Below are 23,829 nucleotides of genomic sequence, written 5' to 3' on the forward strand. Positions count from 1 at the left end.
TTTTGAAATGAATCAGGAATTTATAGAAGCCTTAAAAGAAATAGTTAAAGAAAAGGGTATAAGTGAAGATTTATTATTTACAACTATAGAAGATGCATTAGTTGCTGCCTATAAAAAAAATTATATAGGACATGGAATAAGCAATCAAAATGTTAAGGTTACTATGAATAGGGAAAATGGAGAAATTCATGTTTATTCACAGAAAAGCATAGTAGATAATGTAGTAGATGATGTAAGTGAAATAAGTTTAGAAGATGCAAAAGAAATAGATTCGAATTATGATATGGGAGATATAGTAAATATAGAGGTAACTCCCAGAAAGTTTGGGAGAGTAGCTGCTCAGGCTGCAAAGCAGGTAGTTATACAGAGGATAAAAGAAGAAGAGAGAAGAATTATATATAATGATTTTGTTGAAAAAGAGGATGATATAATAACAGGTACTGTAATTAGAAAAGATAAAAATAATATATTGGTGAACCTAGGAAAAACTGAGGCGATTCTTGGACCTAACGAACAAATACCTGGAGAAAAATATAATTTCAATGATAAACTGAAACTATATATTGTAGAAGTTAAAAATACTACTAAGGGAGCTCAAATTGTAATATCCAGAACTCATCCAGGTCTTATAAAGAGATTATTTGAACTTGAGGTACCAGAAGTATTTGATGGAACAGTTGATATAAAGTCAATAGCAAGAGAAGCAGGTTCTAGAACAAAAATTGCAGTACATTCAAATGACGAAAATGTAGATCCTATGGGAGCTTGTGTTGGACCTAAAGGTGTAAGGGTTCAAAATATAGTAAATGAGTTAAAAAGTGAAAAAATAGATATAATAAAATGGAGTAAACTTCCGGAAGAATATATAGCCAACGCCCTTAGTCCTGCTAAGGTCTTAGATGTTACTTTGGATGAAGAGATTAAATTTGCTCAAATTGTAGTAGATGACAGCCAGTTGTCACTGGCCATAGGTAAAGAGGGGCAAAATGTAAGATTAGCAGCGAAACTTACAGGTTGGAAAATAGACATAAAAAGTAAATCGCAAAGTGATGTAGAAGATGAAAAAATTGATTAAGGTGGTGTTTGTATGAAAAAAAAGAAGATACCGCAGAGAATGTGCACGGGATGTATGGAAATGAAACCCAAAAAAGAACTTATAAGAATAGTAAAAAATAAAGAAGGAGAAGTTTTTGTAGATCCTACAGGTAAGAAGAATGGTAGAGGAGCTTATATATGCAGAGATAGTGAGTGTCTTGAAAAAGCTTTTAAGAATAAAAGAATTCAAAAGAATCTTGAAATACAAATTGATGAAGCATTATATGATAGTTTAAAGGAACAAATAGAAAATGAAAAATAAATTTTTGGGTTTTATAGGGTTAATAAAACGTGCAGGAAAGCTTTTAGAAGGATATAATATATGTGAAGAAAAAATAAAAAAAAATAAAGTCTATTTTATTGTAATGTGTCATGATATTTCTGAAAATACATGGAATAAATTTTTAAATTACAGTAATAAATATAAGATACCAATCGCAAAGCTGTCATATAGTAAAGAAGAACTTGGAAATGCAATAGGAACAAAGGAGATAAAGGTTGTAGGAGTTGCAGATAAAAACATGGGAAAAAAATTATATGATTTATGGCAAAAAGAGGAAAAACTTTAGTTTCGGGGGTGAATAGTTTGTCGAAAATAAGAATTTATGAATTAGCTAAAGAATTAAATATATCAAGTAAAAAATTGATTACACTGCTTTTAGAGGAGTTTGGAGTAGAAGTAAAAAATCATATGAGTGTAATAGAGGAAGAAGATGCGGATTTAATCAAGGAGTTTATTGAAGAAAATGAAGATAAAGAGGAATATTTAGAAGATAAATATAAAAATTTACCAGAAGAAAAATCCGAAAAATTTAAAAAGAATGCCGGAAATACGGTTAAAATTGCAGATAAAAATAAAAGTAAGCAAGATAAAGCTGTAAAAGATTTGAACGAACAAGTTTCCAAAGAAAATCATAAAGTGGAAATAGAAGATACCATAACAGTAAAAGAATTTTCTGAAAAAATAGGTAAACCTATTACAGAAGTTATAAAACAACTTATATTTATGGGAGTAATGGCAGCCATAAATCAGGAGATAGATTTTAGTACTGCAGAAAAATTAGGAGAAAAATTTGATATTACCGTATTAAAGAAGAAGGAAGACATTGACAAGGGTGTAGCAGAACAAGATGAAGATGAGGATGAAGATACTAATGTAGAAAAAAGGCCTCCTGTTGTAACTGTTATGGGACACGTAGATCATGGGAAAACATCCCTTTTAGATGCTATAAGGAAATCTAAGGTAACTGCTACAGAAGCAGGAGGAATAACACAGCATATAGGGGCCTATACCGTTACTATAAATGGGGAAAAAATAACTTTCTTAGATACTCCAGGGCATGAGGCTTTCACTGCTATGCGAGCTAGGGGAGCTCAAATAACTGATATAGTTATTCTGGTTGTAGCTGCAGATGATGGAATAATGCCGCAAACTGCTGAGGCAATAAATCACTGTAAGGCAGCAAATGTTCCTATAGTTGTAGCTATAAATAAAATAGATAGGCCTGGTGCTAATGTAGATAAAGTAAAACAGGAGCTTACAGAGTATCAACTTGTGCCGGAAGATTGGGGAGGAGATACCATATGCATTCCTGTATCTGCACATACTAAAGAAGGAATTGATACACTGCTGGAGATGGTTCTTTTAACAGCAGAGATGCAGGAACTGAAGGCAAACTCAAATAGAAATGGTAAAGGTACCGTGGTAGAAGCTAAATTGGATAAGGGTAGAGGAGCAGTTGCAACACTTCTTATTCAAAATGGAACACTTAGTGTTGGAGATTCCATAATAGTTGGAAGTACTTATGGAAGAATTAGAGCCATGTTTGATGATAAAGGGAATAAGATTAAATCAGCAGGACCTTCCATACCTGTAGAAATACTTGGATTATCTGAAGTACCTGCAGCAGGAGATAGATTTCATCAAGTTAAGGATGAGAAAACTGCAAGGGATATAGCAGAAAAGAGAAAACAAAAAATAAGGGAAGAGTATCTGCAGTCCACTCATAAAGTTTCACTGGAAGACTTATATAATCAGATAAAAGAGGGAAAAGTAAAAGAACTGAATATAATAGTAAAAGCAGATGTTCAGGGCTCTATAGAGGCATTAAAACAATCTCTTCAAAAGCTTTCCAATGAAGAAGTAAAAGTCAGAGTAATACATGGTGCAGTAGGTGCTATAACAGAAACAGATGTAACCTTGGCATCGGCTTCAAATGCTATAATAATAGGATTTAATGTAAGACCTGATAGTAATGCACAGGCGGCTGCAGAAAAAGAATCTGTAGATGTAAAGACTTATAGGGTTATATATAATGCCATAGAGGATATAAAGGCTGCTATGGTAGGAATGCTTGAGCCGGATTACAAAGAAGTTATACTTGGAAAAGCAGAAATAAGGCAGATTTACAAAATATCCAATATAGGTACTATTGCAGGATGCTATGTACAAGAAGGCAAAATGGTTAGGAATTGCAAAGTTAGAATAATAAGAGATGGAATAGTTATATTTGAATCTGAACTTGCATCTTTAAAGAGATTTAAGGATGACGTAAAAGAAGCAGCAGAAGGATATGAATGTGGACTTTCAATTGAGAAATTTAACGATATAAAAGAGGGCGATATTGTAGAAGCTTATGATATAGAAGAGATTAAGAAAAAAGAGTTATAAATGGAGAGGTGATAATTTATGACTAATTACAGAAGCGGAAGAATAAATGAGGAAATGAAGAGGGAGATAAGTAATATAATTAGAAATGACATGAAAGACCCAAGACTTAGTGCCATGGTAAGTGTTACAAAAGTGGATGTAACAAAAGATCAAAAATATGCAAAAGTATTTGTAAGTATTTATGGAGAAGATAAATCTAAAGATGATACATTTCAGGTGCTTAAAAGTTCAGAAAGCTTTATAAGGAGGGAAGTAGGGCATAGAGTAAAACTTAGAAATACCCCGGAAATAATTATAGAAATGGATAATACCATAGAGTATGGCATGCATATAAATGAACTTCTCCACAAAATAAAGGAGAATGAAAAACATGATAATGAATGATATAATAAATAAAATAAAGCACTGCAATAAGATTGCAATAACTTTTCATTCTTCTCCAGATGGAGATGCCATTGGAAGTTCACTTGCATTATTTCAGGGTTTAAAAAAATTCGGAAAAGAAGTTGAAATACTTTCCAAAGAAGAAATGCTGGAGGATTTTAAATTTTTATGCGGCAGTGAAAATGTAGACCACAATAAATTTAAGGTAAGTAAGGATACTGAATGTGTAATAGTGTTAGATTGTGGAGACGTAAAGAGAATAAATGCAGAGTTAAACTTTGAAAACAGAAGCTATACCATAATAAATATAGATCACCATTTATCAAATGAACTCTATGGAGATTTGAATTACGTTGACACAAATGCAGCAGCAGTATCGGAGATAATATATCAGATGATTAAACTAATGGGAATCGATATGGATAGGGATATAGCAGAGTGCCTTTATACGTCTATAATTACAGACAGCGGTTCTTTTAAATATCCTTCCACCACTTCTGTAACCCATACTATAGCAGGAGATTTAATTAACGCGGGTATAGATTTTAGTGAAATACACAGGGTAATTTTTGAAAACAAGAAATTTCAAAGAATCAAGTTATATGGAAAATCTATAGAATCTATGAATTTAGCAGCGGGAGATAAGATCTGTACTATAGAAATCACAAAGGATATGCTCTCTAGTGTAGGTATAATAAAGGATACAGATACTTCAGATATTATTAATATAGGGATGAAAATAGACACCGTGGAAGTAGGAATTTTATTAAAAGAAGTGGAACAGGGAGTGAAGGTAAGTCTTAGGTCTAAATCCAAAGTGGATGTAAGAAAAATAGCAGAAACTTTTGGTGGAGGAGGACACTTGCGGGCCAGTGGATTTGTCATTTTAGATAAATCTATTGAAGAGGTAAAACATATAGTACTAGTGGAAGTTGAAAAAGAGTTATTATGATGGATGGAATTTTAAATATAAATAAACCTGAAGGCATGACCTCTTTTGATGTGGTTAGAAAAGTGAGGTTTATGTTGAAAAATGAAAAGGTAGGTCATACAGGCACCCTTGACCCAATGGCATCGGGAGTACTTCCTATTTGTGTTGGCAGGGCTACAAAATTTGCAGATTATATGGTTGAAAGTAAAAAAATATATTTGGCAGAATTAAGGCTTGGAATCACTACGGAAACTTATGATAGAGAAGGAAGTGTGGTAAATACTAGAGGTGTTTACCTAAAAAAGAAAGATATAATAGAGGAAATTTTAAGTTTTCAAGGGGAAATAGAACAAGTGCCGCCTATGTATTCGGCATTGAAAGTAAATGGCAGGAGACTTTATGAACTGGCCAGAAAAGGCATAGAAATAGAGAGAAAGAAAAGAAAAATAACCATATATTCTATAGATATTGTAAATATAGAATTACCCTATGTATCATTTAAAGTAACCTGTTCAAAGGGTACTTATATTAGGAGTTTGTGTAATGATATTGGAAACAATCTAAATTGCGGAGGTACTATGTGGAATTTAAAGAGATTGTCTACAGGCAATTTTAATATTGCAGATTCCATTGCTCTTGAATATTTAGATAGTGAAAATATATTAAAATACATTATACCCATAGACAAGGCCCTTTATGGATATCCTGAAGTTTTGGTAGAAGATGAGTATGTAAAAAAGATATTAAATGGAATAAGTATAAAAGATGAAAGTTTTTTAAGTAAAACAATAAAAGATAAACTATATAGAGTTTATATAGAAGGTAATAAATTTATAGGTATTGGAATGAATAAAGATTTTCAATTTAAAATGGTAAAATTGTTTGTTTGAGGTAATTAGATATGATAGTTATAGAAGATAATTTTGAAAAGCATTTTATGAAAAGTACATATATTGCTTTAGGGAGTTTTGACGGACTGCATTTGGGGCATATGAGTTTGGTAAACAAAACTATTAAACTTGCCAAAAATAATGGTGCAAAAAGTATGGTGTTTACTTTTAAGAATCATCCTCTTAGTACTATAAACCCAGATCTGGCACCTAAAATTTTAATGGATACTGAGTGCAAGGTAAATGTATTAAGAAATGCTGGATTGGATATAATAAATATGGCAAACTTCAATAGAGAATTTATGAAAATCCACCCCGAAGACTTTGTAATTCACCTTTTAAATAATTATAGGGCTAAGGGAATTATAGTGGGATTTAATTATAGATTTGGATATAAAAATCTTGGGGATGTAAGTTTACTTAAAAAAATGAGCAAAAATTATAAATTTTCTCTAAGTATAATAGATTCTGTGAAATATAAAGGGCAAGTAGTCAGCAGTTCAATAATAAGAACACTTATATCAGACGAAGGGGATATGAAAAAAGTAAATAAACTTTTAACACGTCCTTTTGCAATACAGGGGAAGGTAATACATGGGAAACATCTCGGGAGAAAACTGGGTTTTCCTACAATAAATTTAAATTATGATAAAAAATTTGTAATACCAAAAGGTGGAGTTTATTATACCATAGTACAATTGGATAATGGTATATTTAAAGGTATAACAAATGTAGGGTACAATCCTACTACCTGTGATAATAAGCTGAGTATTGAAACTCATATATTGAATTTCAATGAGGATGCATATGGAAAAAATGCAAAAGTACATTTTATAGAGAGAATTAGAGATGAATTGAAGTTTAATAGTTTATCTGAATTAGCTAATCAGCTAAAAAAAGACAAATTATATGCAAGTAAGAAAAAATTACAAATTAATTTTAAAAATTAATTTACAATAGTAAGTTTATTTGTTATAATTACAGGCGTGATCCTTATGCTAAGAATATCGATTTGCCGACGGCATTCTTGGGATAAAGGGGAATAACAATTGGAGGTGTAACATAATGGAAAAGGCAGTTAAACAAGAAATAATGGAAAAGTATGCAAGACATGAAGGAGATACAGGTTCTCCAGAAGTTCAAATAGCACTGCTTACTACAAGAATTAATCACTTGAATGAGCATTTGAAGATTCATAAAAAAGATCACCATTCAAGAAGAGGACTTTTAATGATGGTTGGTAAGAGAAGAGGACTTCTTAACTATTTAATTAAGCAAGACATTGAAAGATATCGTGCTATTATTAAGGCACTAAATTTGAGAAAATAATTTTTGGAGCGGCTTTTACCGCTCCATTGTTTTAAGGAATTGTAATTTATTGAGAGGAGGGAAATTTTTAATGAATGAAGTTATTCAAACTACTGTAGCAGGAAGAACTTTGAAAGTTGACTGTGAGAAGGTAGGTATGTTGTCTAATTGTGGTATGCTCATAAGCTATGGTGATACAGTGGTTTTAATCAATGCAAATGCTTCAGATAAGCCAAGAGAAGGAATAGATTTTTTTCCTTTAAGTATAGAATATGAAGAAAGGTTATATTCTGTTGGAAAGATTCCAGGAGGATTTATAAAAAGGGAAGGTAAGCCCTCAGAGAAGGCAATATTAAATGCAAGGGCAATAGACAGACCTCTTAGACCGTTATTCCCAAAAGGATATAGAAATGATGTTCAGGTAGTGTGTACAGTATTATCTGTAGATCAGGATAATTTACCCAATATAGTGGCTATGAATGGAGCATCTTTAGCACTTTGTATATCAAGTATTCCTTTTATAACTCCTGTAGGCTCTGTAGCTGTGGGGTTAGTGGATGGGAATTTTATAATAAATCCTAATTTGGAGGATAGAGAAAAAAGTACTTTGAATCTTACTGTATGTGCTACTAAAGAGAGGGTCATGATGGTAGAAGCTGGAGCATGTGAAGTGCCAGAGGATATTATGTATGACGCCATAATTTTTGGTTTTGAGGAATGCAAGAAAATAGCCTTATTTCAAGAAGAGGTTATGAAAAAATATGGTAAGAAAAAAGATGAACCTGATTTATATAAGGTAAATGAAGATTTAGAAGAAGAGGTAAGAGGATTTGCTTTTGATATGATAAAAGATGCTATGTATATAGTAGATAGGGATGAGAGAAATAAGGTTTTAAAAGATATTGATGAAAAATTAGAAGAGCAGTTTTCTGAAGATTATGCAGATAATAAAAGTGACATAGCTGATGTAGTGTATAGAGTAAAAAAGGAAATAGTTAGAGGTATGCTGCTTAAAGAACATAGAAGAGTAGATGGAAGGGAATTTGATGAGGTACGTCCTATAAGCTGTGAAGTAGGATTTCTTCCGAGGGCACATGGCACAGGGTTGTTTACTAGAGGATTGACTCAGGTGATGACTGTTGTTACATTGGGATCTTTAGGTGACGTACAAATACTTGATGGAGTGGGTCTTGAGGATTCTAAAAGATATATGCATCATTATAATTTTCCATCTTACAGCACCGGGGAAGTTAGACCTCTAAGAGGACCTGGAAGAAGAGAAATAGGCCATGGCGCATTGGCTGAGAAAGCACTGGAACCACTTATACCAATGGAAGAACAATTTCCTTATACCATAAGACTTGTATCAGAAGTTCTAAGTTCCAATGGTTCTACATCTCAAGCTAGTATATGTGGAAGTACACTGGCACTTTTAGATGCAGGTGTTCCTATAAAAAGACCTGCGGCTGGAATAGCTATGGGACTTGTAACCAGTGAAGACTTATCTCAGGAAGAAATATTAACGGATATACAGGGATTGGAAGACTTTTTCGGTGATATGGATTTTAAAGTTGGAGGAACGGAAAAAGGTATCACGGCTATTCAGTTTGATACTAAAATTCACGGGTTATCCAATAAGTGTATAAAAGAAACTCTTGAAAAAGCAAGAACAGCTAGATTATATATACTTGAGAAGATGAAACAATGTATTCCAGAGCATAGGGCAGAAGTATCAAAATATGCACCAAAGACCTATATAATGTCTATACCTCCTGATAAAATAAGAGATGTAATAGGATCCGGAGGAAAAGTTATCAATAAAATAATAGCAGAAACTGGAGTTAAAATAGATATAAAAGAAGATGGAAAAATATTTGTTATGTCGGAAGATAGTGAAGGTGCTAAAAAAGCATTGAAAATAATAGATGATCTTACTAGGGAGATACTGGTGGGGGAAATATATTTGGGCAAGGTTACTAAAATAACTAACTTTGGAGCTTTTGTGGAAATACACAAGGGAAAAGAAGGACTAGTCCATATATCAAAGTTAGATTTTACAAGAGTTAATAAAGTAGAAGATATAGTTTCTGTAGGAGATGAAATATTAGTTAAAGTAATTGAAATAGATAATCAGGGAAGAATAAATCTTTCCAGAAAAGATGCTATAAAGGATTCAGAAAAGAAAGAACAAAATGAGAAGGATGTACAAAAAAAGTAGCAAAATAGAAGGGCTTAGGTGCCTTTTTATTTTTTAAATTAAACTATTTTTATAATTTTCAAGTTACTAATGTGGAAAAGGGGTGACTATTTCTATTGTATAATGTATTTAAACTGGATAATGGTCTTAGAATAGTTGTAGAGGATATAGATTATGTAAATTCTGTGAGTGTGGGATTGTGGGTAAAAAATGGATCAAGAAATGAAAATGATAAAAATAATGGGATATCTCATTTTATTGAACATATGTTTTTTAAAGGAACCACTAATAGAACTGCCCTTGAAATAGCAGAGTGTATAGAAGATGTAGGAGGACAAATAAACGCATTTACTGGCAAGGAAGCTACATGTTTTTATGTAAAGGTGTTAAATTCACATTTGGACTTGGCTATAGATGTCATATCGGATATGTTATTTAATAGTAGATTTTTGCCAGAAGATATAGAAAAGGAAAAAGGAGTTATAATTGAGGAGATAAATATGAGTGAAGACTCTCCAGAAGATGTACTCTCTGATCTTCACAGCAAGGCTATGTGGGGAAAAGATTCTATATCCTTTCCTATATTAGGAAGCATAGATACTGTAAAATCCTTTACACGAGAACATTTGATAGAGTACATATCCTCTTATTATATACCAGAAAACTCTGTGATTTCCATAGCAGGTAATGTAGAGCTAAGTAAAGTTGAAAAATTAATAGAAAAATATTTTGGTACATGGGCTATATTGAATAAAAAAGTAACTCATTATTCTAAACCAGAGTTTTTAAATAATCATTTTTTCAAAAAAAAGAATATAGAACAGCTGCATCTTAGTTTAGGTATACCAGGAGTGGAAAATGGCAGTGATGATCTTTATACTCTCTTAATTTTAAACAACATGTATGGAGGGATGGCTTCTTCTATATTATTTCAGAAAATAAGAGAGGAAAGAGGTCTTTGTTATTCAATATATTCTTATATAACCTCTTTTAATAATGTAGGGGCAGTGACTGTTTATGTGGGATTGAATGCCAAATATGCTTATGATGTAATAGCAAGAATAAAAGATGAAATGATAAAATTTTCAACCTCAATTATAACAAAGGATAAATTAAAAAAATTAAAAGAACAGTTAAAAGGGAATTATATATTGGGACTTGAAAGTATAAGCAGCAGAATGTTCAATAATGGAAAATCTCTTTTGCTTTTAAATAGATTAAATATACCGGAAAATATTATAGCCAAGATAAATGAGATAGATGAGGAGAGCATTGAAAGAATAATGAAAAATACATTTTATAAAGGTATAGCAAATTCATCTTTTGTAGGAAAAGAAATAGATATGCCTGTTATAGAAAATTTATTAGAAAAGGATAGTATTTCCTTTGAAAAATCAAAGAAGAATTTAATTTAGAATCACTGATTCATATATTTTAAATTGCTATTATACCTAAACCCTGTAATAAGTATATTATATTACTCATAATATAATATAACAGATAAAACATAGGGGGATATAAGTATGGATGAAAATATAAAATTTTACAGTGATATGGAAAGATATGAAATTATAAATGTAAATGACGGCAATAAATTTAATTTTTTAGGTAATAACGACATAATAGTGGATTCAGAAGGGATTTTAAAAATGCTTATTTTAAATGATGGCAAGTCAAGATTTAGTATTTTTGGAAAAAGTGAATTTATAGAAGTACCCTGGGAATATGTAAAGAAAATAGGTACTAAAACCATTATAATAGATGTAGATGAAAAATCCCTTAAAAAAGTACGTTAATAGTATACACTAATTAACATATTATCCGCTATTAGCATATTATATATTAGTAAGCTGCAATTTAACACATATTTTTAGAAATGTATATTAAGTATATATTTATCTAAGAGTTGGAATTAGCTAATACCCCGGGAGTATTTAAAGTGGGAATATACACTTATATGCGCATGGGTAAGTTCTTCTAAGGTTCACATAGAGAAAAAGTATTTATCATGAGCAAACTCTATCTGAACCTAAGAATTACTTTATAATAAGTTGTGTAATGGAGGATTAATATGAAAATAGTGATTCAAAAATTTGGAGGTACTTCTGTTTCTACTCATGAGAGAAGAGAACAGGTAGTAAATAAAATATTAAAAGCAAAAGATAAAGGATTCTGTCCGGTTGTGGTAGTATCTGCCATGGGTAGAAAAGGCCAACCCTATGCTACAGATACACTACTTTCATTAATAAAAGAAGATTTTAAAATTAAAAATCCTTTAGGAGTAGATTTACTTATAAGCTGTGGTGAAATCATAAGTACAGTGGTTTTAGCAGATGAACTTTTAAGTCAAGGTGTAAAAGCAGTGCCTTTAACTGGGGGACAAGCAGGTATAATTACTGATGATACTTACAATAATGCTTCCATTTTAAAAGTAAAAAAAGAAAGATTGTTAAATTTAATTAATGAAGGTAAAATTCCTATAGTTGCAGGATTTCAAGGAGAAAGTGAAAGTGGACATATAACTACTTTAGGAAGAGGTGGAAGTGATGTTACTGCATCAATTTTAGGGGTTGCCCTGGATTCTGAATCCATAGAAATATATACAGATGTAGATGGAATAATGACAGCAGATCCAGGAATAGTATCAGAAGCATTTTTAATTGAACAAATAAGCTATAATGAGGTGTTTCAATTTGCAGATCAAGGAGCAAAAGTAATACATCCAAGGGCGGTAAAAATAGCCATGAGTGGTAATGTACCTCTTGTTGTAAAGAATACTTTAAATGATTGCAAGGGTACAATAATAACCAATTCTGTTATAGGAGAGTCGGATAAGGTAATAAGTGGCATAACTTCTATGGATAATAGAATTCAAGTTACGGTAAATTATAATGAAAATAATAAAATATATAATACCTTACTAGAGGAAATGGCCAATAATTCAATAAGTATAGATTTAATAAATGTATTTCCGAGTAAGCAGATTTTTACCATAGATAATAAAGATATAGGTAATTTTAAGATAGTAGCTGGGAATTTAGCTCTTGTATATTCTCTAATAGAAAACTGCAGTAAAATAGCTCTTATAGGAAGCGGTATGAGAGGTATACCAGGAGTTATGGCCAGAATATTAAAGGTGTTGTATGAAGAGGGTATAGAAGTGCTTCAGACAGCTGATTCACACACTACCATATGGTGTCTTGTTAAAAGCAGTGAAACAAAAAGAGCCATAAATGCACTTCATAAAGAATTCTTATTGGATGTAAAGTAAATGTATATCAATCTTCCAAAATGCATAAGATAAATTTATTTAAGGAGGAGATTGAAATGCCGCAAAGAATGAATAAGGAAATGACAGAAAATAGTACCGATAAAAAATTAGATAATATAAAAGAATTTGGTATGTCCAGTATAGCAGATGGAAACAATAAAATTCAAATACTTCCTATAATAGGGCAAATAGAAGGACATGTAACCCTTCCGCCTGAAACCAAGGCAACTAAATATGAACATGTAATACCTAATTTAATTCTTATGGAAAATGATCCTAGGGTTGAAGGGGTGTTGGTAGTCTTAAATACTGTAGGAGGAGATGTGGAAGCAGGACTTGCTATAGCAGAAATGATAAGGAGTTTAAGCAAACCTACAGTATCTCTAGTTATAGGGGGAGGTCACTCTATTGGGGTTCCTCTTGCTACTGCTTCTGATTATTCTTTTATATCTCCCACAGCTACAATGATTGTCCATCCAATAAGGATGAATGGACTGATCATTGGGGTACCTCAAACCTTTCAATATTTTAATAAAATGCAGGAGAGGATAAATGAATTTATAGTTAGAACATCCAGGATAACCAGAGAAAAATTAAGTGATCTAATGCTCCAATCAGATGATCTATTAAATGACATGGGGACTATATTGATTGGAAAACAAGCTGTAGAACAGGGATTAATAGATAAGGTAGGAGGAATAAGTGACGCTATTAAAAAGCTAGATACCATGTTAGAAAAAAAGTAGAGTACTTAAGATCACCATAGGGGAAATCCTATGGTAATTTAATTGTATAAAAGCAATAATTGAAACACAAATTATCTTTTAAGAAATATTAAAGGAAAAACAAAAACAGTGTAGAATATTTTTTATATTAGGATATACTTAATAATATACTGGAGGTGATGGCACATATGTCTAGAATTAGACAAAAAAAAAAGTACTCGTTAGATGAAGATATAAAAGGTATATTGTTAACTACATTGGGAATACTTATGATAATAAGTGTATTTGCTCCTTCTTCTTCGGGCATAGTTGGAAAGCTTATGAAGAAAATTTTAATAATAATATTTGGAGTAGGGGCTTTTATATTTCCTATGTTGATAATATTTATTGGAAGTTGTCTTATTATAAAAAGGAACAAAATAACTTTTAATAATAAATTTTATGGCATTTTACTTTTTATGGTTAATACTCTGTTAGTCATACATATGGTAGTATTGTCTGATTATAACATGGAATATAATCTATTCCTAGCTATAAGGACATTATATAATTCTGATAATGTATTTCATGGTGGTATAATAGGAATTTTAATAGATATACCTTTATTTAGATTGTTTGGAACGGTTGGTTGTTATGTTATTTTTCTGGCCATTTACATAATATCTTTTATAATGATGAGTAAATTTACTATTTATGATATATTGAATAAGCTTAGAAGAGTATTGGCTCAAAAAAATAAAGCAGAAAATACTAAAATAGAAGAAAAAGTTCTGGATGAAAACAATGATGACAATAATCGAGTTAAAAATAAAGATTTTATTAAAGGATTAAATAAAATTAGAATATTGGATTTTATGAAATATGGAAGTATGGATAAAAAAGATGGATTAGATCACAAAGAGAAAAATAAGGTAAAAAATGATGAATATTTAGAATGTCCTGTAGAATCTGAAGAAGATACCTCTTATGAGAAAAAGTTTAATCCTGCAAATATGGAGCCTATAAGTACAGAGTTTGAAGAAAAAGTAATACAAAGTGGAGAAAATGCAGTTTTTCTATATAATTTCCCGCCTTTGAATTTATTAAATCAAAATGTACAGGTAAAATTGAATAAGCAGGATAAAAAAGAGTTGATAAATAGTGCTAGTAAATTGGAAGAGACCCTTGCAAGTTTTGGAGTAGATGTAAAAATACTTCAAGTTAGCAGAGGACCTTCTGTAACTAGATTTGAACTTCAACCGGGTTCCGGAATTAAAGTGAGTAAAATTGTAAATTTATCTGATGATATTGCTCTAGGTCTTGCTGCTTCTGCAGTTAGAATAGAAGCTCCAATACCGGGGAAATCTGTTATTGGAATAGAAGTTCCAAATAGGGAACTTACATCTGTTTACTTAAGAGAAGTGGTTGAGTCGGAAGAATTTGTAAATTCCCATCATAAATTGGCCTATTGCTTGGGAAAAGACATAGGGGGAAACTGTGTGGTATCTGATCTTACAAAAATGCCTCATATGCTTATAGCAGGTGCCACAGGTTCTGGTAAAAGCGTATGCATAAATAGTCTTATAGTGAGTTTGCTTTATAAATATTCTCCAGGAGATGTTAAACTTTTAATGATAGATCCCAAGGTAGTTGAACTTAGTGTGTATAATGGTATACCCCATTTATTGATACCTGTAGTTACAGATCCTAAAAAGGCAGCTGGTGCTCTAAATTGGGCAGTGCAGGAAATGAACAGAAGATATAAATTATTTGCAAATAATGGTGTTAGAAATATAGAAGGATATAATGATTTATTTGACAAGGGCGTAACAGAAGGAAAAATTCCTTTTGTGGTTATAATAATAGATGAACTTTCAGATTTAATGATGGTTTGTCCAAATGAGGTTGAAGATTATATAGGACGTCTTGCACAAATGGCTAGAGCTGCAGGAATGCATCTGGTTATAGCAACTCAAAGACCCTCTGTGGACGTAATCACAGGAGTGATTAAGGCCAATATACCATCGAGAATATCTTTTGCAGTGTCCAGCCAAATCGATTCTAGAACCATATTAGACAGCAGTGGGGCAGAACGATTGCTTGGAAAGGGGGATATGTTATTTTATCCTGCTGGTATTTCAAAGCCTGTTAGAATACAAGGAGCTTTTATATCGGAAACAGAAGTTGAAAAAATAGTACATTATATAAAGAATAATGGAGGGGAATCTAAATATGAAGATAAGATAATAGAACAAATAGATCAAGGTATACCTACTTCTAATGCTGGTAATGACTATGACGAATTTTTAGATAAAGCTGTTGAAATTGTATTAAATGAGGGACAAGTATCTACATCCTTGCTTCAAAGACGATTGAGAATAGGATATAATAGGGCAGCTAGAATAATAGAAGAAATGGAAAATAGAAAAATAATATCAAAAAAAGATGGTGGTAAACCAAGACAAATTTTAATTCATGGAAAAGATGATATACCTACCTAGCTCTTCTTAGATTTAGTGGGTTTTCTAAGCAATTGTGCACAAAATTAAATGTTGAAAATTTTTTATGTAAGTTGTATATTATATGAAGTGTTTATATGTTATTTAAAAATAACTAAATGGGAGGAGACTTAGTGGATAAATTAAAAGTTGGACTAATAAGTTTAGGCTGTGATAAAAACAGAGTGGATTCTGAGATAATACTAGGCAATGTAAAGTCCGCCTATGAAATAGTTACAGATCCTAAGTTGGCAGATTTTATAATTATAAACACCTGTGGTTTTATAGAATCGGCAAAGCAGGAGTCTATAGATACTATACTTGAAATGTCACAGTATAAGGGAAAATATAATTGCAGGGGTATTGTAGTAACAGGATGTCTTGCACAGAGATACGGCATAGAACTTATGGAACTGTTACCTGAAATAGATATAATGCTTGGAGTAAATGATTATGATAAGCTGGTAGAAAATATAAATAACTTTATAAGTGATAAACAAAATAAAATTCATAATTGTGGATATAGTGATCTTAACATAAATGAAGGTAAAAGAATACTTACAACCAAGTCTCATACGGCCTATTTAAGAATTGCAGAAGGATGTGATAATTACTGTACTTATTGTATAATCCCTAAAATAAGGGGAAAGTACAGAAGTAGAAGTATTGAAAATATATTACAAGAGTGTAATGAATTATCACTTAGGGGAGTTAAAGAAGTAATACTTATTGCACAGGATACTACAAGATATGGAATAGATTTGTATAATAAAAAAATGCTTCCTGAACTTATGAGAAGTATATCGAAAATTGAAGGAATAGAGTGGATTAGGCTGCTTTATTGTTACCCTGAAGAAATAACGGAAGATATTATAGATGAAATAGCCCTAAATGATAAAGTATGTAATTATATAGATATTCCCCTGCAGCACATAAGTGATAATATATTAAAACTTATGGGCAGACGCGGCAGGAAAAAAGATATATTAAGAAATATAAATGAACTTAGGAAAAAAATAAATGATATCTCAATTAGAACTACTATAATAGTTGGGTTTCCAGGAGAAAGCGAAGAAGATTTTAAAGAATTAAAGAATTTTATAGAAAATATTAAGTTTGATAATCTGGGAGTATTTAAATATTCCAGGGAAGAAGGAACTAGAGCGTATAAGATGAAAGATCAAGTTTCAGAAGAATTAAAGACCGCAAGAGAAGGGGAGCTTATGATGCTCCAGAAACATATTATATATTCCATGCAAAAATACAAGATTGGAAATAAGTATAAAGTACTTGTGGAGGGAAAAAAAGAAGGTGTATGGTATGGAAGAAACTATGCAATGGCTCCAGACATAGATGGAGTTATATACATAAAAAGTAAAAAGGAACTAAAAGTAGGTACTATGATTGATGTGAAAATTACAAATAGTGTTGAATATGATTTGGTGGGAGTTGTATATGATGAATCTGGCAAATAAACTTACAATAATTAGAATTTTATTAATTCCGTTCTTTTTGATTTTTATAACTTTAGAGGATGTACCTTATGGAAAATTTATTGCAATAGTTATTTTTATACTGGCATCTATAACAGATAAATTAGATGGGTACATAGCTAGAAGTAGAAATCAAATAACTCGCTTTGGTAAGTTTATGGATCCACTAGCAGATAAACTTTTGGTTACTGCAGCGCTTATATCATTGGTAGAATATCATATAATACCTACCTGGGTTGCCATGATAATAATAGCTAGAGAATTTGCAGTAACGGGTCTTAGGGCAGTGGCTGCTTCAGATGGTATAGTGATAGCGGCAAGTCCCTGGGGAAAAGTTAAAACTGTAACTCAAATAGTTGCAATAATACTTGCTTTGGTAAATTTAAATTATAATCATGTATCTTTAGGATTTGTAAAAACTGTTATAAGTCATCCACATAAAATGTTAAATTGGATTACAGGTATTGCTATGTTCTTGGCTATAGCGGCTACTTTAATTTCTGGGCTAGATTATTTTGTGAAAAATAAAGGTGTATTAAATCCAAATAAATAGTATGTAGCGTTGATTAAAAAATACCTATAGGTTTATAATTAAAATATAACTTGGATGAAATTATTGACTGTACGAATAATATGGTATATAATTTATATAGAACATATGTTCTTATAAGAAGGGAAGTGTTCTTTTGGCAAATTTAAATAATGAAAAACTACAAGCTATAGAGTCTGCTATGTTACAGATAGAAAAACAGTTTGGAAAAGGTGCAATAATGAAACTGGGAGAAAACAGCATTTTAAATGTGGATGTTGTTTCAACAGGGTGCCTTGATTTAGATATAGCCCTTGGCATAGGTGGAGTACCACGAGGAAGAGTAATAGAAATATTTGGGCCGGAATCTTCAGGTAAAACCACAGTGGCACTTCATATAATTGCAGAAGCTCAGAAAACTGGTGGAGCAGCAGCTTTTATAGATGCAGAACATGCACTTGATCCTTCCTATGCAAAAAATTTAGGAGTGGATATAGAAAACTTAATAGTATCTCAGCCAGATACTGGAGAACAGGCACTGGAAATAGCAGAAGCATTGGTTAGATCTAATGCCATAGATGTATTGGTAGTGGATTCAGTAGCTGCATTAGTACCAAAGGCAGAAATAGAAGGAGAAATGGGAGATTCTCATGTGGGATTACAGGCTAGGCTTATGTCTCAGGCGCTTAGAAAGCTTACATCATCTATAAACAAATCAAAATGTGTTACTATATTTATAAATCAATTGAGGGAAAAAGTGGGAATTATGTTTGGAAATCCTGAAGTTACTCCTGGAGGAAGAGCATTAAAGTTTTATTCTTCTGTGAGAATGGACGTGAGAAGAATAGATTCTATAAAACAGGGAGATACCATGGTAGGAAATAGAACAAAAGTAAAGGTTATTAAAAATAAGGTGGCACCTCCTTTTAAACAGGCTGAATTTGACATAATGTATAATCAAGGTATATCAAGAGAAGGAAATGTACTGGATGTAGGAGTTAGGGAAGATTTTGTTCAAAAAAGTGGAGCTTGGTTTTCATATAAGGAAATAAGGCTTGGACAAGGTAGAGAAAATGCAAAACAGTTTTTAAGAGAAAATACAGATATTTTATTTGAGATTGAAAATAAAATAAGGGAAAAATATAATCTTCCTATAGATAAAAGCAATTTGTCAAGTGACAAAAATCAAAATGAAAAAAGTACCAAAGAGGATAATAAAAAGCAAGACAGTAAGAATTTATCAAAGTAGGATGCCTTAAAAGTAATATTTACAATGGTGCAAATAATGATTAGATACGATAATTGAGACTTGAATTCAATCTGGCTTTTTGTTTTACCTGTGGCATGTTTTAAGAGTATAATTTTTAAAATAGAAACAGGAAAAATAATAGGCAATTATTAGTATACTGAATAAAATCATATAACTTGACAATAATTCAAATATAATATAAAATTAATACAAATTCTGGTTTATCATGTATTTAGGAATTACCAATTGAATAATATGACACCTTTTCTATGCTTGCATATTTAACAGAAATATAGATTTACATAATAAGAGCAAAGGAGGTGTTCATGTGAATTACATGATAATATATGAAATTATTGCTGGTATACTAATAGTTGTTGCTATATTAATTCATTTTAATATAATGAAAAATAAAGTAGCTGCTATAAAATCACAGACTATTTATGAGTCTAATAGATTAAAGGAAGAGGCAAAAAAAGAAGCTCAATCCCAAAAAAAAGAAGCTATACTGGAGGCTAAAGAGGAAGTTCATAAATTAAGAAATGATTTGGAAAGAGAATCTAGAGATAGAAGAATGGAAATTCAAAGGCTAGAAAAAAGAGTATTGCAAAGAGAAGAATTATTAGATAAGAAGAATGATGTCCTTGAAAAGAGAGAAAGTAGCCTGGATAAAAAACAACAGGAAATTGATAAAGTGCAGGCAAAAGTAGAAGAATTATACCAGAAGCAGAGAGAAGAACTTGAAAGGTTATCAGGTTTGAGTTCTGAAGAGGCTAAGGATATCTTGTTAGAAGAGGTTAATAAAGAAATAAAACATGAATCTGCTATGATGATTAAAGAAGTTGAAACAAAGGCTAAAGAAGAAGCGGATAAAAGGGCAAGGGAAATTATAACTTCCGCTATTCAAAGATGTGCAGCAGATCATGTGGCAGAAACTACAGTACATGTTGTAACGCTTCCTAATGATGAAATGAAGGGAAGGATAATAGGTAGAGAAGGTAGAAATATAAGAACCCTTGAAACTTTAACAGGTGTAGATTTAATAATAGATGATACACCTGAAGCTGTGATATTGTCGGGTTTTGATCCTATAAGAAGAGAAGTTGCTAGAATAGCATTGGAAAAACTTATAATTGATGGAAGAATACATCCGGCAAGAATTGAAGAAATGGTTGAAAAAGCTGAAAAGGAATTGGAAAATGATATTAAGGAAGAAGGGGAACAAGCAACTTTTGAAACTGGTGTACATGGTCTTCATATAGAATTAATAAAATTGCTAGGAAGGTTGAAATATAGAACTAGTTATGGTCAGAATGTTTTGAAACACTCGGTGGAAGTTGCATATCTAGCTGGACTTATGGCATCAGAGATTGGAATAGACCCAACTATAGCAAAAAGAGCAGGATTACTTCATGATATAGGCAAAGCAGTGGATCACGAAGTTGAAGGACCACATGCTGTTATAGGGGCAGAAATTGCTAAAAAATACAGAGAATCACCTGTAGTTGTAAATGCCATTGGAGCTCACCATGGAGACTTGGAATTCCAATCCTTAGAAGATGTACTTGTTCAGGCAGCAGATGCTATTTCAGCAGCAAGGCCTGGAGCTAGAAGGGAAACATTAGAAGCATATATTAAGCGTTTGGAAAAATTAGAAAAAATAGCAAATACATGTGAAGGCGTAGAAAAGTCATATGCCATTCAAGCGGGAAGAGAACTTAGAATTATGGTTAAACCAGAAGATATTGATGATGCAGGAGCCCTTGAAATGGCAAGGAACATAGTAAAGAAAATTGAGGAAGAACTAGAGTATCCTGGCCAGATTAAGGTAAATGTTATTAGAGAAACTCGTGCAATTGAATATGCAAAATAATTTAAGTAATAAGTAAATTAATATAACATAGAAAAGTATTCCTTTTAGATTTTGCCTTTACAAAACCTAAAAGGAATTTTTGATTTTATGTAGAATAATATATAGTAGTATCAAATAAAGTTAATATAATATTTATAGGAGGTTTATTATGGAGGTATTAAAGGTTTCAGCAAAATCAAGTCCAAATTCAGTTGCAGGAGCGTTAGCAGGAGTTTTAAGAGAGAGAGGAGCAGCGGAGATACAAGCTATAGGGGCAGGAGCGTTAAATCAAGCTATTAAGGCTGTAGCGATTGCTAGGGGGTTTGTAGCACCTAGTGGAATCGATTTAATATGTATACCGGCGTTTACGGACATTGAAATAGATGGGGAAGAAAGAACGGCTATTAAATTAATAGTACAACCAAGATAGTAATAATTAATTATTAATGTTTGTTAAGGGACTTGAAGGGTATCTCAAGTCCTTTTATGAGGTACTAATTTGCAAAGTTATGTTGACTATATCATATACTGTGATAAAATGTAAAAAGATGTTTAGTTAAGTAGCAATATGATAAGTATAGTGGAGGGAATTTTATGGCAGCAGTAATTGAATTAATGAGACCTAAACAGTGGATTAAGAATTTTTTTATATTTGCAGCAATCATATTCTCGGGAAATTTTTTAAAATTAGAATTATTAAAGAATAATTTGTTTACATATGTTCTATTTTGTGTAGGGTCTTCTGTAGTTTATATATTAAATGATATAGTGGATATTGAAAAAGATAGATGCCATCCTGATAAAAAGAATAGACCTCTTCCAAGTGGTCGTGTGTCTAAAAATACAGCTTTTATTTTAGCTAGCATATTATTTGTTCTAGTATTATGTTTTTCATATATTTTATTAGATATAAAAGTTGTATTTATAATATTATTATATATTATAGTAAATGTATGCTATACTTTTAAACTTAAAAATGTAGTTATAATAGATGTTATGACTATTGCTCTTGGATTCGTGCTTAGAGTTGAAAGTGGAAGTATCGCTACAGGAGCAGAGGTATCACCTTGGCTGTTTTTATGTACAGTGCTTTTATCTTTATTTTTGGCTCTTAACAAGAGAAAAAGTGAACTTACGGTTTTAAAAGATAGAAGTAGTTCTTCAAGAATGATACTGGCAAAGTACTCTGTTGAGAATATTAATAAAATGCTTACTATAGTAAATCCATCTATATTGATGGCCTACTGTTTATATACCTTTGGCTCCATACAAAGTGATACAATGATATTTACAATACCTTTTGTTTTATATGGTATATTTAGATATGAATATTTAATGGACAGAAAAAATATAGGGGGTAAACCAGAAGACGTATTTGAAAAAGATATACCTTTTTTAATTAATATATTATTGTGGATTGGAGCTGTTATAATTATAATATACTTAAAACTATAGAAAGGACATAATTTAAATATGGAAATTATGAGTTTTTGGCATAAAAGTAATGACAAACAAAAATATGGGATGACTGAAAATAATACTTACTATAATATAATTATAGCTATAGGAATTATTTTATCAATACTATGGATAACTTTTATAGATGCGAAGCCATTTTCGGATTTTGACTATTACTATACTTTGGCTGTAAATATAGCTAATGGAGGAGCCTTTGGAAATACTTATACCTCTGTAGGATATTCTATAGTGCTGGGAGGAATATTTAAACTTTTTGGAGCGAGTATATTTAAAGCAAAGGTATTCAATCTATGTATAACTTTTATAAATTATATATGTTTTAAAGCTATTTTATCTAAGATAAGCTTAAAAGAGAGAGACAGGAAAATCATATTCACAATATTTGTATTGTTTCCAAATAATATATTTTATAATAATATTTTGGGCACAGAAGTACTTTTTACATCTGTACTTCTCATAATTACATATCTTTATTTTAGTGATATTAGGTATAAGTATTTTTTCATAGGAATACTTACTGGACTAAATACAATTGTGAAGCCATTTTTTATAATAGTTTTTTTTGCTTTATTTTTAGTTGATATTGTAAAACATAAAAATTTTTTTAAAGCTGTATTAAATTCCATTACCGTACTTATAGTATCTATTATTGTAATTTCACCCTGGGTATATAGAAATACAAAATTAATGGGCCAATTCACCTATGTATCCAATAATGGAGGAATAGTGCTTTACATAAATAATAATTCTCAAAATCATTCGGGAAGATGGATGGCAGCTTCTAAAGTTGAGAATTCTATTGTAAATACTGAAGAATATAAAAAAGCCAATAAGACAGAACAAAATAAAATGTTAAGTGATGCAGCAAAAAAATGGATAAGAAATCATCCTGTGCAATTTATAGAACTAGGATTTAAAAGACTTTATAATACATATTTTTGGGGTGATGATGTTTTATATAGTACCTATAATAGTGGTGTAAGTGCCTATTATAATAAAGTTTTATTTGCAGTTACAAATATCATAAAAATAATTGTGTTTCTGCCAGCTATTTTATATATTTTAATATATTTTTTTAAAACACTTATTTATATATTTCAAGGAAAATCTCAAGCACTTGATAAATTTACTGTATATTTAATTGTAATATTTTTTATGTTTACTTCTATATATTTTATAACAGAAGGTCAAGGAAGATATTCTTTTCCAGAGATATTTATAATGGTATGTTGTTTCTACTTTTTTTTGAAGAATTTATTTCAGAGAGTCAGAGGATAG

22 protein-coding genes are annotated in these 23,829 nt (G+C 31.2%); all 22 read left to right on the forward strand.

The genetic code is table 11. From position 1 onward, the window contains the following. Window positions 1-7: 7 nt before the first annotated feature. The 22 genes from nusA to CKL_RS07135 all read left to right on the forward strand — a co-directional run bounded on the left by nusA (window position 8) and on the right by CKL_RS07135 (window position 23,829). Entirely contained in the window at window positions 8-1,075 is a 1,068-nt protein-coding gene (nusA, locus tag CKL_RS07030) for a transcription termination factor NusA (protein ID WP_012101817.1), read from the forward strand. 12 nt (window positions 1,076-1,087) lie between these two features. Beyond that, window positions 1,088-1,357 (forward strand): RNase P modulator RnpM, encoded by a 270-nt coding sequence (rnpM, locus tag CKL_RS07035; protein ID WP_012101818.1) that lies wholly within the window; start codon window positions 1,088-1,090, stop codon window positions 1,355-1,357. Continuing rightward, entirely contained in the window at window positions 1,347-1,664 is a 318-nt protein-coding gene (locus tag CKL_RS07040) for a 50S ribosomal protein L7ae-like protein (protein WP_012101819.1), read from the forward strand. The genes rnpM and CKL_RS07040 overlap by 11 nt, the downstream gene beginning before the upstream one ends. Before the next feature lie 17 nt (window positions 1,665-1,681). Next, complete coding sequence (gene infB / locus CKL_RS07045; protein ID WP_012101820.1) at window positions 1,682-3,766, forward strand: translation initiation factor IF-2; 2,085 nt, start codon at window positions 1,682-1,684, stop codon at window positions 3,764-3,766. An 18-nt stretch (window positions 3,767-3,784) separates the two neighbouring features. Then, the gene (gene rbfA / locus CKL_RS07050) at window positions 3,785-4,150 is read left to right on the forward strand and encodes a 30S ribosome-binding factor RbfA (protein WP_012101821.1); all 366 of its coding nucleotides are present in this window, start codon (window positions 3,785-3,787) and stop codon (window positions 4,148-4,150) included. After that, a complete protein-coding gene (locus tag CKL_RS07055) occupies window positions 4,137-5,102 on the forward strand; it encodes a DHH family phosphoesterase (protein WP_012101822.1) in 966 nt (321 codons plus the stop codon). Before rbfA ends, CKL_RS07055 begins: the two co-directional genes overlap by 14 nt. After that, window positions 5,102-5,971: a tRNA pseudouridine(55) synthase TruB gene (truB, locus tag CKL_RS07060; protein ID WP_012101823.1), complete on the forward strand. Its 870-nt coding sequence runs from the start codon at window positions 5,102-5,104 to the stop codon at window positions 5,969-5,971. Before CKL_RS07055 ends, truB begins: the two co-directional genes overlap by 1 nt. A gap of 11 nt (window positions 5,972-5,982) precedes the next feature. Then, a complete protein-coding gene (locus CKL_RS07065; protein ID WP_012101824.1) occupies window positions 5,983-6,921 on the forward strand; it encodes a bifunctional riboflavin kinase/FAD synthetase in 939 nt (312 codons plus the stop codon). Window positions 6,922-7,036: 115 nt separating this feature from the next. Beyond that, window positions 7,037-7,300 carry a 30S ribosomal protein S15 gene (gene rpsO / locus CKL_RS07070; protein WP_012101825.1) on the forward strand — a complete coding sequence of 88 codons (264 nt, stop codon included), beginning with the start codon at window positions 7,037-7,039 and terminating at the stop codon, window positions 7,298-7,300. 70 nt (window positions 7,301-7,370) lie between these two features. Further along, window positions 7,371-9,497, forward strand: a complete 2,127-nt coding sequence (locus CKL_RS07075; protein ID WP_012101826.1) for a polyribonucleotide nucleotidyltransferase — start codon at window positions 7,371-7,373, stop codon at window positions 9,495-9,497. A gap of 95 nt (window positions 9,498-9,592) precedes the next feature. Continuing rightward, window positions 9,593-10,891: a M16 family metallopeptidase gene (locus CKL_RS07080; RefSeq protein ID WP_012101827.1), complete on the forward strand. Its 1,299-nt coding sequence runs from the start codon at window positions 9,593-9,595 to the stop codon at window positions 10,889-10,891. Window positions 10,892-10,999: 108 nt separating this feature from the next. Continuing rightward, window positions 11,000-11,272, forward strand: a complete 273-nt coding sequence (locus tag CKL_RS07085) for a YlmC/YmxH family sporulation protein (protein WP_012101828.1) — start codon at window positions 11,000-11,002, stop codon at window positions 11,270-11,272. Window positions 11,273-11,547: 275 nt separating this feature from the next. After that, window positions 11,548-12,747: an aspartate kinase gene (gene dapG, locus CKL_RS07090; protein WP_012101829.1), complete on the forward strand. Its 1,200-nt coding sequence runs from the start codon at window positions 11,548-11,550 to the stop codon at window positions 12,745-12,747. Between the two features lie 56 nt (window positions 12,748-12,803). After that, entirely contained in the window at window positions 12,804-13,493 is a 690-nt protein-coding gene (locus CKL_RS07095) for a ClpP family protease (protein WP_012101830.1), read from the forward strand. 167 nt (window positions 13,494-13,660) lie between these two features. After that, window positions 13,661-15,952, forward strand: a complete 2,292-nt coding sequence (locus tag CKL_RS07100; protein WP_012101831.1) for an FtsK/SpoIIIE family DNA translocase — start codon at window positions 13,661-13,663, stop codon at window positions 15,950-15,952. Between the two features lie 131 nt (window positions 15,953-16,083). Next, window positions 16,084-17,424 (forward strand): 30S ribosomal protein S12 methylthiotransferase RimO, encoded by a 1,341-nt coding sequence (gene rimO / locus CKL_RS07105; RefSeq protein ID WP_012101832.1) that lies wholly within the window; start codon window positions 16,084-16,086, stop codon window positions 17,422-17,424. Further along, the gene (pgsA, locus tag CKL_RS07110; protein ID WP_012101833.1) at window positions 17,408-17,995 is read left to right on the forward strand and encodes a CDP-diacylglycerol--glycerol-3-phosphate 3-phosphatidyltransferase; all 588 of its coding nucleotides are present in this window, start codon (window positions 17,408-17,410) and stop codon (window positions 17,993-17,995) included. The genes rimO and pgsA overlap by 17 nt, the downstream gene beginning before the upstream one ends. A gap of 178 nt (window positions 17,996-18,173) precedes the next feature. Continuing rightward, complete coding sequence (recA, locus tag CKL_RS07115) at window positions 18,174-19,220, forward strand: recombinase RecA (protein ID WP_049759159.1); 1,047 nt, start codon at window positions 18,174-18,176, stop codon at window positions 19,218-19,220. Between the two features lie 328 nt (window positions 19,221-19,548). Continuing rightward, window positions 19,549-21,093: a ribonuclease Y gene (gene rny / locus CKL_RS07120; RefSeq protein WP_012101835.1), complete on the forward strand. Its 1,545-nt coding sequence runs from the start codon at window positions 19,549-19,551 to the stop codon at window positions 21,091-21,093. 148 nt (window positions 21,094-21,241) lie between these two features. After that, the gene (gene spoVS, locus CKL_RS07125; protein ID WP_012101836.1) at window positions 21,242-21,502 is read left to right on the forward strand and encodes a stage V sporulation protein SpoVS; all 261 of its coding nucleotides are present in this window, start codon (window positions 21,242-21,244) and stop codon (window positions 21,500-21,502) included. 164 nt (window positions 21,503-21,666) lie between these two features. Then, a complete protein-coding gene (locus tag CKL_RS07130) occupies window positions 21,667-22,527 on the forward strand; it encodes a decaprenyl-phosphate phosphoribosyltransferase (RefSeq protein WP_012101837.1) in 861 nt (286 codons plus the stop codon). Window positions 22,528-22,554: 27 nt separating this feature from the next. Beyond that, window positions 22,555-23,829 carry a hypothetical protein gene (locus CKL_RS07135; RefSeq protein ID WP_172634752.1) on the forward strand — a complete coding sequence of 425 codons (1,275 nt, stop codon included), beginning with the start codon at window positions 22,555-22,557 and terminating at the stop codon, window positions 23,827-23,829.

It is taken from the genome of Clostridium kluyveri DSM 555 (assembly GCF_000016505.1).
GTDB lineage: Bacteria > Bacillota > Clostridia > Clostridiales > Clostridiaceae > Clostridium_B > Clostridium_B kluyveri.

Excerpts from the sequence above, each read along its gene's own strand:
- CKL_RS07095 (WP_012101830.1), top strand. The coding sequence starts at position 12,804 with ATGCCGCAAAGAATGAATAAGGAAATGACAGAAAATAGTACCGATAAA.
- pgsA (WP_012101833.1), top strand. The coding sequence starts at position 17,408 with ATGAATCTGGCAAATAAACTTACAATAATTAGAATTTTATTAATTCCG.
- rpsO (WP_012101825.1), top strand. The coding sequence starts at position 7,037 with ATGGAAAAGGCAGTTAAACAAGAAATAATGGAAAAGTATGCAAGACAT.
- CKL_RS07130 (WP_012101837.1), top strand. The coding sequence starts at position 21,667 with ATGGCAGCAGTAATTGAATTAATGAGACCTAAACAGTGGATTAAGAAT.
- CKL_RS07135 (WP_172634752.1), top strand. The coding sequence starts at position 22,555 with ATGAGTTTTTGGCATAAAAGTAATGACAAACAAAAATATGGGATGACT.
- rbfA (WP_012101821.1), top strand. The coding sequence starts at position 3,785 with ATGACTAATTACAGAAGCGGAAGAATAAATGAGGAAATGAAGAGGGAG.
- CKL_RS07055 (WP_012101822.1), top strand. The coding sequence starts at position 4,137 with ATGATAATGAATGATATAATAAATAAAATAAAGCACTGCAATAAGATT.
- nusA (WP_012101817.1), top strand. The coding sequence starts at position 8 with ATGAATCAGGAATTTATAGAAGCCTTAAAAGAAATAGTTAAAGAAAAG.
- truB (WP_012101823.1), top strand. The coding sequence starts at position 5,102 with ATGGATGGAATTTTAAATATAAATAAACCTGAAGGCATGACCTCTTTT.
- CKL_RS07040 (WP_012101819.1), top strand. The coding sequence starts at position 1,347 with ATGAAAAATAAATTTTTGGGTTTTATAGGGTTAATAAAACGTGCAGGA.
- rnpM (WP_012101818.1), top strand. The coding sequence starts at position 1,088 with ATGAAAAAAAAGAAGATACCGCAGAGAATGTGCACGGGATGTATGGAA.
- dapG (WP_012101829.1), top strand. The coding sequence starts at position 11,548 with ATGAAAATAGTGATTCAAAAATTTGGAGGTACTTCTGTTTCTACTCAT.
- CKL_RS07085 (WP_012101828.1), top strand. The coding sequence starts at position 11,000 with ATGGATGAAAATATAAAATTTTACAGTGATATGGAAAGATATGAAATT.
- recA (WP_049759159.1), top strand. The coding sequence starts at position 18,174 with ATGTTACAGATAGAAAAACAGTTTGGAAAAGGTGCAATAATGAAACTG.
- CKL_RS07100 (WP_012101831.1), top strand. The coding sequence starts at position 13,661 with ATGTCTAGAATTAGACAAAAAAAAAAGTACTCGTTAGATGAAGATATA.
- spoVS (WP_012101836.1), top strand. The coding sequence starts at position 21,242 with ATGGAGGTATTAAAGGTTTCAGCAAAATCAAGTCCAAATTCAGTTGCA.
- CKL_RS07065 (WP_012101824.1), top strand. The coding sequence starts at position 5,983 with ATGATAGTTATAGAAGATAATTTTGAAAAGCATTTTATGAAAAGTACA.
- CKL_RS07075 (WP_012101826.1), top strand. The coding sequence starts at position 7,371 with ATGAATGAAGTTATTCAAACTACTGTAGCAGGAAGAACTTTGAAAGTT.